General features: G+C 67.4%; 15 protein-coding genes. 3 read left to right on the top strand and 12 right to left on the bottom strand.

Annotated elements, in window-relative coordinates:
- Window positions 1-227 precede the first annotated feature (227 nt).
- From flgL to ACVOMM_RS15975, 12 genes are all read right to left on the bottom strand, one after another.
- Window positions 228-1,430, bottom strand: coding sequence for a flagellar hook-associated protein FlgL (gene flgL, locus ACVOMM_RS16030; protein WP_180875127.1), 1,203 nt, complete (start codon window positions 1,428-1,430; stop codon window positions 228-230).
- A complete protein-coding gene (gene flgK / locus ACVOMM_RS16025; protein ID WP_053517907.1) occupies window positions 1,427-3,307 on the bottom strand; it encodes a flagellar hook-associated protein FlgK in 1,881 nt (626 codons plus the stop codon). Before flgK ends, flgL begins: the two co-directional genes overlap by 4 nt.
- Before the next feature lie 8 nt (window positions 3,308-3,315).
- Window positions 3,316-4,512: a flagellar assembly peptidoglycan hydrolase FlgJ gene (gene flgJ, locus ACVOMM_RS16020; RefSeq protein ID WP_180875128.1), complete on the bottom strand. Its 1,197-nt coding sequence runs from the start codon at window positions 4,510-4,512 to the stop codon at window positions 3,316-3,318.
- A 1-nt stretch (window position 4,513) separates the two neighbouring features.
- The gene (locus tag ACVOMM_RS16015) at window positions 4,514-5,641 is read right to left on the bottom strand and encodes a flagellar basal body P-ring protein FlgI (RefSeq protein ID WP_414487527.1); all 1,128 of its coding nucleotides are present in this window, start codon (window positions 5,639-5,641) and stop codon (window positions 4,514-4,516) included.
- Between the two features lie 8 nt (window positions 5,642-5,649).
- Entirely contained in the window at window positions 5,650-6,342 is a 693-nt protein-coding gene (gene flgH, locus ACVOMM_RS16010) for a flagellar basal body L-ring protein FlgH (RefSeq protein WP_065175710.1), read from the bottom strand.
- Window positions 6,343-6,364: 22 nt separating this feature from the next.
- The gene (flgG, locus tag ACVOMM_RS16005; RefSeq protein ID WP_053517910.1) at window positions 6,365-7,150 is read right to left on the bottom strand and encodes a flagellar basal-body rod protein FlgG; all 786 of its coding nucleotides are present in this window, start codon (window positions 7,148-7,150) and stop codon (window positions 6,365-6,367) included.
- Window positions 7,151-7,252: 102 nt separating this feature from the next.
- Window positions 7,253-8,002 (bottom strand): flagellar basal body rod protein FlgF, encoded by a 750-nt coding sequence (locus tag ACVOMM_RS16000; RefSeq protein ID WP_065175709.1) that lies wholly within the window; start codon window positions 8,000-8,002, stop codon window positions 7,253-7,255.
- 32 nt (window positions 8,003-8,034) lie between these two features.
- Complete coding sequence (flgE, locus tag ACVOMM_RS15995) at window positions 8,035-9,258, bottom strand: flagellar hook protein FlgE (RefSeq protein WP_053517912.1); 1,224 nt, start codon at window positions 9,256-9,258, stop codon at window positions 8,035-8,037.
- 31 nt (window positions 9,259-9,289) lie between these two features.
- Window positions 9,290-9,973: a flagellar hook assembly protein FlgD gene (locus tag ACVOMM_RS15990; RefSeq protein ID WP_053517914.1), complete on the bottom strand. Its 684-nt coding sequence runs from the start codon at window positions 9,971-9,973 to the stop codon at window positions 9,290-9,292.
- Window positions 9,974-9,996: 23 nt separating this feature from the next.
- Window positions 9,997-10,404, bottom strand: a complete 408-nt coding sequence (gene flgC / locus ACVOMM_RS15985; RefSeq protein WP_053517916.1) for a flagellar basal body rod protein FlgC — start codon at window positions 10,402-10,404, stop codon at window positions 9,997-9,999.
- Between the two features lie 3 nt (window positions 10,405-10,407).
- Complete coding sequence (gene flgB, locus ACVOMM_RS15980; RefSeq protein ID WP_053517917.1) at window positions 10,408-10,803, bottom strand: flagellar basal body rod protein FlgB; 396 nt, start codon at window positions 10,801-10,803, stop codon at window positions 10,408-10,410.
- Window positions 10,804-10,916: 113 nt separating this feature from the next.
- Window positions 10,917-11,861, bottom strand: a complete 945-nt coding sequence (locus ACVOMM_RS15975) for a chemotaxis protein (protein WP_053517918.1) — start codon at window positions 11,859-11,861, stop codon at window positions 10,917-10,919.
- A 129-nt stretch (window positions 11,862-11,990) separates the two neighbouring features.
- Between ACVOMM_RS15975 and flgA the strand changes: the two genes are divergently transcribed.
- The 3 genes from flgA to ACVOMM_RS15960 all read left to right on the top strand — a co-directional run bounded on the left by flgA (window position 11,991) and on the right by ACVOMM_RS15960 (window position 13,363).
- The gene (flgA, locus tag ACVOMM_RS15970) at window positions 11,991-12,647 is read left to right on the top strand and encodes a flagellar basal body P-ring formation chaperone FlgA (RefSeq protein ID WP_111187003.1); all 657 of its coding nucleotides are present in this window, start codon (window positions 11,991-11,993) and stop codon (window positions 12,645-12,647) included.
- Between the two features lie 75 nt (window positions 12,648-12,722).
- Window positions 12,723-13,028 (top strand): flagellar biosynthesis anti-sigma factor FlgM, encoded by a 306-nt coding sequence (flgM, locus tag ACVOMM_RS15965; protein WP_053517921.1) that lies wholly within the window; start codon window positions 12,723-12,725, stop codon window positions 13,026-13,028.
- On the top strand, window positions 13,025-13,363 hold the full coding sequence (locus tag ACVOMM_RS15960) for a flagella protein (protein WP_053517922.1): 339 nt from the start codon (window positions 13,025-13,027) through the stop codon (window positions 13,361-13,363). Before flgM ends, ACVOMM_RS15960 begins: the two co-directional genes overlap by 4 nt.
- Window positions 13,364-13,419 lie beyond the last annotated feature (56 nt).

Below are 13,419 nucleotides of genomic sequence, written 5' to 3'. Positions count from 1 at the left end.
GCACACCAACGACTCCCCCTCGGGGGGGGGCCCCCCCCGGGGGGGGGGGGGGGGGGGGGGGGGGGGGGGGGGGGGGGGGGGGGGGGGGGGGGGCGGACCTGGGCGCGCGGGTCGTTAATGAACGCGCGCGGTGCACCCGCGGGCAAGGCAGCAGCAGCGCGCTGCGGAAACGAAAAAGGCTGCGATGCAGGGCATCGCGGCCTTCATGGGCGTATGCGGGAAACGGATCAGCCGATCTTGTTGAACAGCGACATCGACTGCATCTGCGAGAAGATCGTCTGTGCAGCCTGCAGCGCCGTGCTCTGCAACTGGTACTGGCTCAGGGCATCGGCGTAGTCCAGGTCGCGCATCTGTGACAGGGTGGTCTTCAACGTCACACTGTTGGCTTCGCGCATGTCCGCTGCATTGTCCAGCGCCTTGAGCTGCGATCCGCCGGCAGCACGCGAATCGATCATCCGCTCGGACGCGCGGCCGACGTCACGCAATGCACTCTGCAGCTGGTTCTGCTGCGCCGCCAGCTGTGCGGTGCTGCCGGTATCGGCGTCGAGAGCGGCGATCAGCTTGTCCATCGTCGCGAAGATGTCGCGGCTGCCGGCCGGCTGCACGTTGAAGGTATCGCCGGCCTCGGCAGCGCCGGTGATCTGCAGGCGCACGCCGTTCACTTCCAGTTCGTCGCCGGGCTTCAGGGAGCCGGTACTGGTCACGTTGCCCGTTGCGTCCAGCACCTCGTACTGGTCGCTGGCGGTGAAGCGCACGCTGAAGGCCTGGCCGTTCCAGCTGTCGCTGCCGTCGCGGGTGATGTTGGTCAGCACGCCCTTGCCGGTGTTGCCTGCGGCGGCGCTGCCGTCGACGAAGCCATCGCCGGTCGGAATGCGCATGAAGATCTCGCTGCCGGGCAGGGCGTCGAGCACGTAGGTGTCCGGCCCCACTTCCACCTGGCGCTGGGTCTGGTCGCCACGATAGACCACCTTGCCGTCGATCTTGGCGAACGGCGGATCGCCGTCATGGGTGCCACCGAATACATAGCGGCCGGTACCATCGCTACTGTTGGCCAGCGACAGCAGGCCGTCGCGGATCTGGTTCAGCTCGGTGATCAGGGTCTTCTTGTCCGCGGCGCTCAGCGCCGGATTGCTGGCCTGCAGCGTCAGGTCGCTGACGCGGCCCATCAGATCGTTGACCTGGGCCAGTGTGTTCTCCTGCACGCCGAGCCGGTTCTGCACGTTGCCGGCGTTGAGGCCCATGCGCTCGAGTGCCGCCAGGCTGCGGTCCAGGCCCACGGCGGTGCCCGCGGCCACGGGATCGTCCTTGGCGCTGACGATCTTGCTGCCGGTGGCGATCTGCTGCTCCAGGTGATTGAGCTTGGCCTGCTTGGCCAGCATCAGCGTCACCGACTGGTTGAACATCATTCCGGTGGAGATGCGGCTGCTCATCGGCGGACGGCTCCCAGGATGGTCTGGAACATGTTGTCGGCAGTGGAAATCAACTGCGAGGCGGCCTGGTAGGCCTGCTGCAGGCGGAGCATGTTCGCCGCCTCCTCATCCAGGTTGACGCCGGAGATTTCGTCGCGCGCGTCCTGGGCCTTCTCGTTGATCACCAGCTGCGCTTCAAGCGAGTACTCGGCCGAGCGCGCTGCCGCGCCGACCTGGGTGGTCAGCCCGCCCAGTGCGCCGTTCAGGGTGACGGTGCCGCTGCTGAACGCCTTGGCGCTCTCCACCTTGGCCAGCCTTGCCGCGTTGCTGTTGTCCGAAGAGCCGGCCGGGGTCGGGGTGATGTTGAAGGTGTCGCCGGTGCGTGGTGCACCGTCGAGAACGAAACTCCAACCGTTGGCGCTGATGGTCTGGCCCGGGGTGTAGGTCTGCGGTGGGCCACCATCGATGGTGTAGGTGGTGGCGGAAGTGAAGACGATCGCCGCAGGATTGCGCAGGTCCGCATGGCCGGCATCGGTCACGGAGACGCCGCTGAGCTTGCCCGTACCGGTATTGGCGGTGGCGGCGGCGCCCTTCACGGCAGCCGCGGCTGCGATGCGCGAGGGATCGGTGATGGCGATCTCCAGGCTGCCGGCCACGCCGGCAGTGGGCTGCAGCAGGAAGCGGTCGTTGATTGCCGGCGTGCCGCCGACCACCAGCTCGACGCCGTTGATCACCAGCGGATCGGCCGCAGTGCCGGTGCCGGTCAACGGAATGCTGGCGCCGGTGTCGGCGCGGCTCGCCTTCCACTGCGTGCCATCGAACTGCAGGACGACGTTCTGCGCGTCCAGCTTGCCGAGATCGCCGAAGCTGGCACTGATGCTGGCCGTCCCGCTGTTGCCACTGTTGGCCGTCACCCGCGGCGTGCCAATGTTGAAGAAGTCACCGCCGAGCTGGCCGTAGAGATCCACGCCCTGGTGGTGGACCTGGTTGAAGCTGTCGGCCAGGCCGATCGCCAGCTTGCCCAGCTCCGCCTGCGCCGGGGTCAGCACGGTGTCGCGGAACTCCATCAGCCCACCGATCTGGCCGCCGACGGCCTTGGGATCCAGGGTGATGGTGTTGCCCTGCGTTTCCAGTGCCAGCTGCAGGCGCTCGGGCTGGTACGGATCGGCCACGGTGGTGACCCGGGTGGCGGTGGTGCCGACCACCAGTGCGTTGCCGCCGGCGGTGTAGACGTTCATCACGCCGCCGTCCTGGATCACCGCGGTGCCACCGGTATAGCCGATCAGCTGCGAGATCAGCTGGTCGCGGCGATCGAGCAGGTCCGGGGCCGCGCTGGCGATGTTGGTGCCGATGGCGCCGTTGATCTGGGCGATTTCCTGCGCCAGCCGGTTGACCTCGGTCGCTCCGGCGAGCAGGCCGTTGTTGACCTCGCTGTTGAGGTTGTTCAGATGGGTATTGAGCTGCACGAAACGGTTGGCCAGGGCCTTGCCACCGTCCAGCATGCTCTGCCGGTCGGCCGTGCCGGAGGCATTGGAAGACAGGCCGCTGACCGAATCGAAGAAGCTGGACCAGACGCCTGCGACGTTGGTGGCGGCGTCGGAGAACAGCGCGTTGACTCGGTCGGCCATGCCGGACAACTGCTTCAGGCGTGCCAGCTCACCGCTACTGTCGAGCAGGCGCGAGATCGCCAGCTGGTCGGCAGTGCGCCGGATGTCGGTGATGCGCGTGCCGTTGCCCACCGTGCCGTAGCCGAAGTTCTGCGGATCGGCCGTGGCGAAATTGACCTTCTGCCGGCTGTAACCCGGCGTGTTGAGGTTGGCCACGTTGTGGCTGGTGGTTGCCAGGGCGCGCTGGAAGGCGAGCAGGGCACCGGTACCGGTGGAAAGTACGCTGGACATGGGGTTCCTCAACGACGGGTGATACCCAGCGCCGCTGTTGCGGTGCTGGCGAAGGTCTGGCCAAGGCGACTGCCGGCATCGGTCACGGCGGCGACGGCACGCTCGATGGTCGGGCCGCCGGCGATCGCGGCGATCTTGGCGGCGTAGCGCGGATCGGTGGCATAGCCGGCCCGCTGCAGGCCCCGGGCGAAGCCCTGCACATCGGTGCCGGCCTGCAGGGCCTGCTGGTAGCGCGGGCTGGTCTTCAGCAGGCGCACGTAGTCGGCGAAGCTCTCGGCCGGCGAGGTGTAGGCACGGAAGCTTGCGGTTTCATTGCGGCGCACGCCATCGACGTACTCATGGGTGCCGGCCACCGCACGCTGCCCGTTCCAGCCATTGGCCTTGATGCCGAACAGGTTGTGCGAGGTGCTGCCATCGGCGTGCTTGATCTGGCGCTTGCCCCAGCCGGTTTCCAGTGCGGCCTGCGCAACCAGCGCGCGGGCGTCCACGCCCAGCTCCCTGGCTGCGCTCTGCGCGTGCTGCCAGATGCTGGCGACGAAGCCTTCCGGGGTATGCGCACCCAGCTGGGCAACCGCGTTGCGGGTCGCCAGCGCATCGGTCGTAGTGCCGCTGCCACGGTTGCTGGCAGTGGCGGCCCACTGGTCGTTGCGGGCTGCCCAGTCGGGGCCGTCAAGCCCGGCGATGTACGGATCATCGGTGCCCAGCGACCGGTGGACGCTGCTGCTTTCGCGGCCGGCGATCAGGTCCAGGGCCTGTTCCATCGGCGCGATGGCGGCCGACGCGTCCTGCTGTGCACCTGCGGCCATCTGCTGCAGCATGCGTACGGCCTGGCCGGCGTCCTCCAGCGGCAGCGACGGCGCCGCCTTGGCGGGCGCGTTGAGCTGATAGGCCCGGCTGGCCTTCGCAGCGCCGATGCCGGTATCCAGCGCCGGTCCTTCGGCGGTCGCTCCGGACAGCTGGCGGGTGATCATGGCCGACAGCCCGAGTCCCTTGCCACGGGTCATCGCCTCGGCGATCTTCTGGTCGTACATCTCCCGGAACATCTTGTTCTCACCGGGAAAGAGCGAGTCGCCGAAACTGGCATCGCGCATGCTCTTGACCAGCATCTGCGCGAACTGGCCTTCCAGCTGCCGCGCGACCTTGTCGATCCTGGCCGGGTCGTTCTGCTGCGCCGGATTCAGCTCGAAGGCGGGGGTGATGCGCATGTCAGATCACCTCGAGTTCGGCGCTCAGCGCGCCGGCCTGCTTCAGTGCTTCCAGGATCGCGATGAGGTCGCCCGGCGCGGCGCCGACGGCGTTCACCGCGTGCACGATCTCATCCAGTGTGGTGCCGCCATTGAACTTGAACATGCGGCTGCCATCGTTGGTGGCGGTGATGGTCGACTGCGGGCTGACCACCGTGCTGCCGCCGGCCAGTGCGTTGGGCTGGCTGACGTTGGTGTTCTCCTGGATGGTCACCGTCAACGAACCGTGCGAGATCGCCGCAGGGCCGACGCGGACCTGCTGGCCGATGACCACCGTGCCCGTACGCGAGTTGACCACGACCTTGGCCGGGGCGCTGCCCGGGGTCAGCTCCAGGTTCTCGATGCGGGCAAGCAGGCCGATGCGTGCACCCGGGTCGGTCGGCGCGGCCACCGCCACAGTCACGCCGTCGACGGCGCGTGCCGCGCCTTCGCCGAAGGCGTTGTTGAGCGCGGCGACCATCCGCGAGACGGTGGTGAAGTCGTTGTTGTGCAGGTTCAGGGTGATTTCGCCGTTGGCACCGAACACATCCGGCAACGCGCGTTCGACCGTGGCACCGTTGGGAATGCGGCCGACGCTGGGCACGTTCACCGACACCCGCGAGCCATCCTTGCCCTGGGCACCGAAGCCGCCCACGATCAGGTTGCCCTGTGCGATGGCGTAGACCTGGCCATCAGCACCGCGCAGCGGCGCCATCAGCAGCGAGCCACCACGCAGCGACACCGCGTTGCCGATCGAGGACACGGTGACATCGATGGGCTGCCCTGGCTTGGCGAACGGTGGCAGTTCGGCGTGGATCGCCACGGCGGCGACGTTCTTCAGCTGCGGATTGACGTTGGCCGGCACATTCACGCCCAGCTCGCCCAGCAGGTTCTTCAGGCTCTGCACGGTGAAGGGGGCCTGGCTGGTGCGGTCGCCACTGCCATCCAGGCCGACCACCAGGCCGTAGCCGACCAGCGCGTTGCCGCGCACGCCGCCGACCTGGGCCAGATCCTTGATGCGCTCGGCATTGGCGGGCGCAGCCACTGCCAGCAGCACCAGGCAGCACAGCGATGACAGACGGTGCCAGGAAGAGAAGAAGGTAAGCGTCATGGCCATGCTCAGAACGGCGTCAGGCCGGAGTTGAAGAAGCGGCTCAGCCAGCCCATCGCGTTGGATTGCGCGACCGGACCGCGGCCGCCGTAGACGATGCGGGCCTCGGCCACACGGCTGGAGGGAAGGGTGTTGTCCGGGCTGATGTCACCCGGGCGCACGATGCCCTGCACCTGCACCAGCTCGTCGCCCTGGTTCAGGCGCAGATTCTTCTGTCCCTGCACGACCAGGTTGCCATTGGGCAGGCGCTGGATCACGGTGACCGTGACGCTGCCCTGCAGGCGGTTGCTCTGTGCGCTGTTGCCCTTGCCGGTGAAGTCGCGCGCGCCCTTGGCGCTGGCGCTGAGGATGTCCTTGCCGCCCAGGGTGACCGGCGCACCGAAGATCGAGGGCGTCCCCAGGCTCAGATTCGATTCCTTGTTGGTGGCGGTGTTGGCGCTGGTCTGCGCGGTGGTGTTTTCCAGCAGCGTGATGGTCAGCAGGTCGCCGACATCACGCGCGCGGCGGTCCGAGTACAGCTGCAGGGTTGGCCCTGCCGCATAGATCGCACCGGCCGTCGGCTCGGCCTGGGGCGGCATGATCGGCTGCAGCGGCGCCATCGCGGGGTAGGGGCGCACGTCGCCGGCAATCACGCAGCCGCCGAGCAGGGCGGCCACCGTGCTGGCGAGGACAGTGCGGGCGAGGGTGGAAATGGGCGACATGGCGTTATCCCGGTTGGGCCGGTCAGATCTTGTTGTTGAGGTAGGCCAGCATGGAGTCGGTGGTCGAGATCGCCTTGGCGTTCATCTCGTAGGCGCGCTGGGTTTCGATCATCGACACCAGCTCCTCCACCACGTTCACGTTGCTGCCTTCGAGCGCACCCTGGACCACGTTGCCGAGCCCGTTCAGGCCCGGGTTGCCGTTCTGCGCCGGCCCCGAGGCGGTGGTTTCCAGGAACAGGTTCTCGCCGCGCGCCTGCAGGCCTGCGGGATTGACGAAGTCGGTCAGGGTCAGCGCACCGATTTCCACCGATGCGGCGTCGTCGGCCATCTTCACGCTGATGGTGCCGTCGCTGCCGATGGTTACCGACTGCGCGCCTTCGGGAATCTGGATGCCGGGCTGCACCGGGTAACCGCTGTTGGTGACCAGTTCGCTGTCCTGGTTGATCTTGAACGAGCCGTCGCGGGTGTAGGCGGAGCTGCCATCGGGCAGCTGCACCTCGAAGAAGCCCCGGCCATTGACCATCACGTCCAGCGCGCGGCCGGTCTGCTGCTGGCTGCCCTGCTCGAAGTTCTTGGCGGTGGCCACCACGCGCACGCCCGTGCCCAGCTGCAGGCCGGTCGGCAGCTGGGTCTGCGCCGACGATGCGCCGCCCGGCTGGCGGACCTGCTGGTACAACAGATCCTCGAAGCTGGCGCGGTCCTGCTTGAAGCCGGTGGTGTTGGTGTTGGCGAGGTTGTTGGAAACCACCGACATGCGCATCTGCTGCGCATCCAGTCCGGTTTTCGCGATCCACAATGCCTGGTTCATCTTCGGAGTCCTGTCTGCTGAAACCGGCCGCGTGCTGCGGCCCATGGGGTACGGCGTGCAAGCGGTGTGCCAGTGCCGTTACGCGGCGCCGGCGGAATTCCGTCAGCTGCCCAGTCGCAGCAGGCTGTTGGCGCTGCGTGCGTTGTCATCACCGTGCTTGATCACCTGCACCTGCATTTCGTACTGGCGTTGCAGCTGGATCATCTGCACCAGTGCACCGGCGGCATCGACGTTGCTGCCCTCCAGCTGGCCGCTGTGCACGGTGGGCCCGAGGGCCTGGGCGAACGGCTGCAGCGGATCGGTGTTGCGGAACAGGCCATCAAGACCGCGCTCGAGCCGTTCGTCCGGTGCCTGCACCACCTTGATCCGGCCGATCATGGCCATGGTCTGTGGGCCTTCACCCTGCGGGATGATGGAGATCGTGCCGTCGTTGCCGATCTCCATCGCCTGGTAAGGCGGAATGGCGATCGGGTTGTTGTTGTCATCCAGTACCGGGCGCCCACCGGAAGTCACCAGCTGACCGTTCGGTGTCACCGACAGTGCCGCGCCGCGCGTGTACGCTTCGCTGCCGTCGGTGGACTGCACGGCCAGCCAGGTGCCGGTCTGCAGCGCCAGGTCCAGCGGCTTGCCGGTGATGTGCTGCGCACCGGGCCGGCGGTTGAAGCCGGCGTCGACGTGCAGCGCATCGACCCGCGAGGCAAAGCCCCGGCCCTGGATCGGGAAGGCCTCGGTGTTGGCCAGCGCTTCCTTGAAGCCGGGGGTATCGGAGTTGGCGAGGTTGTGGCTGAGCGTTCCCTGCGCCTGCAGGGAGGCGCGGGCACCGGTCATCGCCACGTAGAGGGCTTTATCCATGCGGGGAGTTCCGTGACAGGGTCAGCGGCTCATCAACGGATGTTGATGACGGTCTGGGTGATCTGGTCCTGGGTGGTGATCATCTGTGCGTTGGCCTGGAAGTTGCGCTGCGCGGTGATCATGTTGACCAGCTGCTCGGTCAGGTCGACAGTGGACGCCTCCAGCGAGCCGGCCTGGATCTTGCCGAGGTTGGAGGTATCGGGCATTCCGGTACGGGCCGTACCCGAATCGAACGTCTCCGCCCACACGTTGTTGCCCTTCTGCTCCAGGCCCTGCGGGTTGTTGAAGGTGGTCAGCGCAACCTGGCCGAGCGGCTTGTCGTCGCCATTGGAGTAGCGTGCGTAGACCACGCCGGTGTCCGACACCGTGATTTCGTTGAGCTTGCCCGCGGCGTAACCGTCCTGCTGGGTGTTGCGCAGGGCGAACTTCTCGCCGTACTGGGTCGAGCCGCTCACGTCCAGGGTCATGTTCAACTCGCCCGCGCCGGTGGTCGGGGTGAACGTGCCGAGGCTGATCCTGCCGTTGGCCGGTGCGGTCAGCTTGCCGCTGTTGTCGAAGGTGACCGGCGTCGGGGTACCTGCGGGTTCGCCGTCGACGAAGTTGTGCACGGTCCACTGGTTGACGCCGGCTTCCTTGACGAAGTACGACACCTGGATGTGGCTCACGCCCAGCGAGTCATACACGGTAATGCCGCCGCTGGAGTGGTTGTAGCTGTTGGAATTGGTGGCATCGAACGGCTGCACCGTCGGTTCCTTGGCGTTGGCCGGCAGGGTGAAACCAACCTTTACATCGCTGGTCTGCCGGGGCGGGCTGTCGGTGGTCAGCAGCTGCAGGTCGATCATGCGACCGGCGTCGAAGTTGGTGCCGTCGGCGTTGGGCGCGAACACCTGCAGGCGCGCGCCCTGCGGGTTGGTCACGTAGCCTGCGGCATCGGTCTGGAAGTTGCCGGCACGCGAGTACACCCGCTGGCCGTTCATGTTCATGGTGAAGAAGCCCTCACCGGAAATCGCCATGTCCAGGCTGCGGCCGGTCTGCTCGTTGTTGCCCTGGATGAACTGCTGGGCCACGTTGGAGACGCGCACGCCCGAGCCGACCGCGTTCTTCGACAGGCCGTAGCTGGTGGCGGCGAACAGGTCGGCGAACTCGGCGCGCGACTGCTTGAAGCCGGTGGTGTTGACGTTGGCGACGTTGTTGGCGGTGACGCTCAGGTCGGAGTTGGCGGCATTGATGCCGGACAGCGAGACATTGAAGCCCATGGGATGCTCCTGGTAGATGCGGGTAGGCGGCTCAGCTGACGCGGAGCACGTAGTCGATCGGGGCCGTGCCCAGGCCCTTGAGGTTCAGGTACAGGCCATCGGAACCGACGGTCACGCTTTCCACCGGTGCCTGCACATAGGTGGACAGCTTGGTGCTCTTGCCAGCGGTATCGACATGGTTGGCGACCACGCTGTACTTGCCCGGCTCCATGCGGTTGCCGGCGGCATCCTTGCCATCCCACTGGAATGCGGTTTCGCCCGCGGCCTTGGCCTCGACGCTGATCGAGGTGACCTTGGCGCCGTTGGCATCGGTGATGTCCACGGTGATGATGCCGGCGCCGGGCGCGGCCACCGTGCCCTCGACGCTGCCTTCGTTCTCCAGCACCAGCTTCTCGGACGGCACCAGCACCTGGTGCCCCACCAGCGCGGCGCCACGCAGCACCTGGTCGCTGGCCATCGACTGCTGGAAGCCCTGCACCGTGGTGTTCAGATCGGTGATGCCCTGCACGGTCGACATCTGCGCCATCTGCGCGACCATCTGCGTGTTGTCCATGGGCTTGAGCGGGTCCTGGTGCTGCAGCTGCTCGGTCATCAGGCGCAGGAAGTCGGCCTGGTCCAGGGTGTTCTTCTTCTTGGTGGCGTTGCTGTTGGGAGCATTCAGGCCCAGTGCGGAGTAGACGTCCTGGCTGGTCTGGTTGTTGACGGCGGTGGTCATGGCGGTATCCGGTACTGCGGGCCTCAGCGGCCCATGGTCAGGGTGGCCAGGGCCAGTTCCTTGGCGGTGGTCAACATCTCCACGCCGGCCTGGTAGTTGCGCGAGGTCGAGATCAGATTGACCATCTGCGCGACAGGATCGACGTCGGGCTGGTAGATGTAACCGTCGGCGTCGGCGAGTGGGTGGCCGGGCTCGTAGCGCTTGATCGGCGCCGCCTCGCTGCGGGTGATTTCCTTCACCTGCACCGAGGTGATGTTCGGGTCGTCCTTGCTCGTGACCGCCTGGAAGATCGGCTCCAGCGGCTTGTAGACGGCCTCGGCCGAGCCGGCAACGGTGTCGGCGTTGGACAGGTTGGAGGCGATGGTGCTCATGCGCACCGACTGCGCCTGCAGCGCGGAGCCGGCGATGTCGAAGATCGGCAGGTTGCTCATGGCTTATTGCCCCGTGATCGCGGTCAGCATGGAACGGACCTTGCTCTCGACGAAGCTGAGCGATGCGCGGTACTCCAGCGCGGCGCGACCGTAGGCGGCGCGCTCTGCATCCGGATCGACGGTATTGCCGTCAAGGCTGGGCTGGACACCCTCGCGCGCGATCTGGAACGGATTCAGACCGTTGTTGATCGCATAGTGCTGCTCGTGGGTGGTGGCCATCAGGCCGTTGCCATCCTGTCCCTGTGCGCTGCGCAGGGCGGCGTCGAAGTCCAGGTCCTGGGCCTTGTAGCCGGGGGTATCGGCATTGCCGAGATTGCTGGCGATCAGCTTCATCCGCTGTTCGCGCAACGGCATGGCCTGGGCATGTACGCCCAGGTAGTCGGTAATCAGGTTGCGCACGATGCACTCCCACGGGAACGTTGCCCGGGAAGCTGCAAGCGGTGTGCCAAAAGGTCGTGGGCGGGGCGCCGCTACGCTCGCCGGGCACGGCCCGGCGGGGAAGCCCGGCGGCCTCAGGCCGCCATCGCCACCTTGCGCAGGCGGTCCAGCACGAAATCGGCCAGCTCGTGCGGGGAGTACTTGGCGACGAAGGCATTGGCGCCCACGCGCTCGACCATCGCGTTGTTGAATACGCCCGACAGCGAGGTGTGCAGCAGCACGTACAGCCCCGCCAGCCCCGGATGGCGCCGGATTTCCGTCGTCAGCGTGTAGCCGTCCATCGCCGGCATCTCGATATCGGAGATGACCATGGCGTAGCGGTCGGCGGGATTCTCGCCCGAGGCGTGGATCTGCAGCAGGTGGTCCAGCGCCTGCCGGCCATCGGAGAGCAGGGTGGCGCCGACCCCCAGCTGGTCCAGCACGCTGCGGATCTGCTGGCGTGCCACCCGCGAGTCGTCCACCACCAGCACCTGCAGCTGCGGGCCGTCGGCGGGCATGGCCATCTGTGGATCGAGCACGGCCTCGCCCCGGATCTGCGCGATGTCGGCCAGCACGCTTTCCACGTCGATCACCTGGATCAGCTCGCCCTGGAAGCGGGTGACCGCCGTCAGATAGCTCGATTCAGCGCCCAGTTCCGGTGGCGGATGGATGTCCTCCACCGCGATGTTGACGATGCGCTCCACGCCGCTGACCAGGAAGCCCTGGATCGAGCGGTTGAATTCAGTGACGACCAGGTAGCCGGGCGAGGTATCGGCATCCGGCTCGCGCTCGGGATGGCCGATCGCCAGGCCCAGGTCCAGGACCGGCACCGAGCGTCCGCGCACATCGGCCACGCCGGCGAACTGCCCGGGCAGGCCGGGCACCTGGAACAGCTCCGGGCGCCGCAGCACTTCCTGCACCTTGAATACATTGACGCCAAAAAGCTGACGTCCGCCGAGGCGGAACAGCAGCAGCGCCAGTCGGTTGTGGCCGGCCAGGCGGGTCCGCTGGTCGATCCGGTTGAGCAGGTCATGGGACATGGCTGCTGTATCGGCGTGCGGCGGCGGGAACTTGAGGGTCCGATCCAGCGGCGCCGAGTGTTGCGCCGCGCATCGCACTGGCACGCCGCTTGCACGCGTCCGGGCCAGGTCCCATCGACAGGAGGCGCCATGCGCCCGATCTCCTCCATCCTGGCAGTCGCACTGGCCGTTGCCTCGCCCTGGGCAGTGGCCGCCGACTGGCAGCCGGTGGCCAGCATCCGTGCGGCGGCGTTGTCGAGCCTGCCCGCCGGCAGCGAAGGCGAGGCCCAGGTGGCTGACGCGCTGCGTCTTCCCCGGTGCGGGGGAGCGCTGCAGGTGCAGCCGACAGCGAACACCACGGTCGAGGTCAGCTGCCCCGATGCGGGCGGCTGGCGCCTGTTCGTACCGGTGAAGGTGCGGCGCAACCAGACGGTGCTGGTGCTTGCACGCGGCATCGCTGCTGGAGAAACGCTGACGGCTGCCGATATCAGTACCGCCCAGCGCGATGCTGCACGCATTGCCGGGGCCGTGCTGGCCGATCCCAATGCAGCGATCGGCCGCATCGCCCGGCGTCCGCTGCAGGCTGGAACGCTGCTGTCGAGCAACGACCTGGTCACCCAGCGTCTCATCAAGCGCGGAGACAATGTGGCGCTGGTGTCACGGCGCGGCTCGGTCGAGGTGCGCATCGCGGGCCGGGCGATGGGCGATGCCGGCGAGAACGAACGCATCTCGGTGGAGAACCTCTCCTCGCGGCGCATCGTGCAGGGCACGGTGGATGCCCGTGGTGACGTAATCGTGGCGCGTTGAATTCCCGCAAGATTTCCCTAAAGATCACGGCCCTGCGGCCGTTATCCCTTGTGAACGGCAACTCCAGGACACCCCATGAGCCAGAAAATCGACGGCAACCTGCAGGTCCCCCAGGCACTGCGCAGCGTGACGAACCCGGCCAGCAAGCCCGGCGTCAGCAGCGACTCGCCGGCGCGTCCGGTGGAGGCGGCCGACAGCCTGCGCCTGACCGGCGAGGCCACCAATCTGCAGGCCATCGAACGCGAACTGACCACGGCGCCGGCGATCGACGCCCAGCGCGTGGCCGCCGTGCGCGAATCGCTGCAGAACGGCACCTATACGATCAATCCGGACGCGATCGCTTCGCGCATGCTTGAGCTGGACCAGCAGCTGCACGGATGACCGCGGCGATGAGCGAGCCGTTGCAGCGCCTGGCGCTGGCCCTGGACGTCGAACGCCAGGCCCTGGTCGAGCATGACGTGCACGCATTGATCCGCGCCACCGGCGCCAAGCTGGAGGCGCTGCGTGCGCTGGAAGGCGCACCGCCGGTGGGCGAGGGCGAACAGCTGCAGGAGCTGGCCGAGCGCAATCGCGCCAACGGCGTGCTGCTGTCGCGCAGGCGCCGCGAAGTGAACTGGGCGCTGCGCCAGCTGGGCCGCAGCGAAGAGGCCTCGGCCTACGATGCCAAGGGGCAGGCCCACGCAGTCACCGCTGGCCGTCCTCTGGCGGTGGCCTGACGCAACTTCGCGCGGACCTCCCGGCTCGCAGGCTGTCGCCTGCGGCACGACCGCGT

The sequence above is a fragment of the Stenotrophomonas sp. STEN009 genome, from assembly GCF_056760395.1.
This window is presented reverse-complemented; position numbering and strand designations above follow the sequence as displayed.

What these genes read in the sequence shown, in the direction of transcription:
- flgC (WP_053517916.1), bottom strand. Translation starts at nt 10,404, where the DNA reads ATGAGCAACCTGCCGATCTTCGACATCGCCGGCTCCGCGCTGCAGGCG.
- flgE (WP_053517912.1), bottom strand. Translation starts at nt 9,258, where the DNA reads ATGGGCTTCAATGTCTCGCTGTCCGGCATCAATGCCGCCAACTCCGAC.
- ACVOMM_RS16015 (WP_414487527.1), bottom strand. Translation starts at nt 5,641, where the DNA reads ATGACGCTTACCTTCTTCTCTTCCTGGCACCGTCTGTCATCGCTGTGC.
- ACVOMM_RS15960 (WP_053517922.1), top strand. Translation starts at nt 13,025, where the DNA reads ATGACCGCGGCGATGAGCGAGCCGTTGCAGCGCCTGGCGCTGGCCCTG.
- flgM (WP_053517921.1), top strand. Translation starts at nt 12,723, where the DNA reads ATGAGCCAGAAAATCGACGGCAACCTGCAGGTCCCCCAGGCACTGCGC.
- flgH (WP_065175710.1), bottom strand. Translation starts at nt 6,342, where the DNA reads ATGTCGCCCATTTCCACCCTCGCCCGCACTGTCCTCGCCAGCACGGTG.
- ACVOMM_RS16000 (WP_065175709.1), bottom strand. Translation starts at nt 8,002, where the DNA reads ATGGATAAAGCCCTCTACGTGGCGATGACCGGTGCCCGCGCCTCCCTG.
- flgK (WP_053517907.1), bottom strand. Translation starts at nt 3,307, where the DNA reads ATGTCCAGCGTACTTTCCACCGGTACCGGTGCCCTGCTCGCCTTCCAG.
- flgL (WP_180875127.1), bottom strand. Translation starts at nt 1,430, where the DNA reads ATGAGCAGCCGCATCTCCACCGGAATGATGTTCAACCAGTCGGTGACG.
- flgJ (WP_180875128.1), bottom strand. Translation starts at nt 4,512, where the DNA reads ATGCGCATCACCCCCGCCTTCGAGCTGAATCCGGCGCAGCAGAACGAC.
- flgA (WP_111187003.1), top strand. Translation starts at nt 11,991, where the DNA reads ATGCGCCCGATCTCCTCCATCCTGGCAGTCGCACTGGCCGTTGCCTCG.
- ACVOMM_RS15990 (WP_053517914.1), bottom strand. Translation starts at nt 9,973, where the DNA reads ATGACCACCGCCGTCAACAACCAGACCAGCCAGGACGTCTACTCCGCA.
- ACVOMM_RS15975 (WP_053517918.1), bottom strand. Translation starts at nt 11,861, where the DNA reads ATGTCCCATGACCTGCTCAACCGGATCGACCAGCGGACCCGCCTGGCC.
- flgG (WP_053517910.1), bottom strand. Translation starts at nt 7,150, where the DNA reads ATGAACCAGGCATTGTGGATCGCGAAAACCGGACTGGATGCGCAGCAG.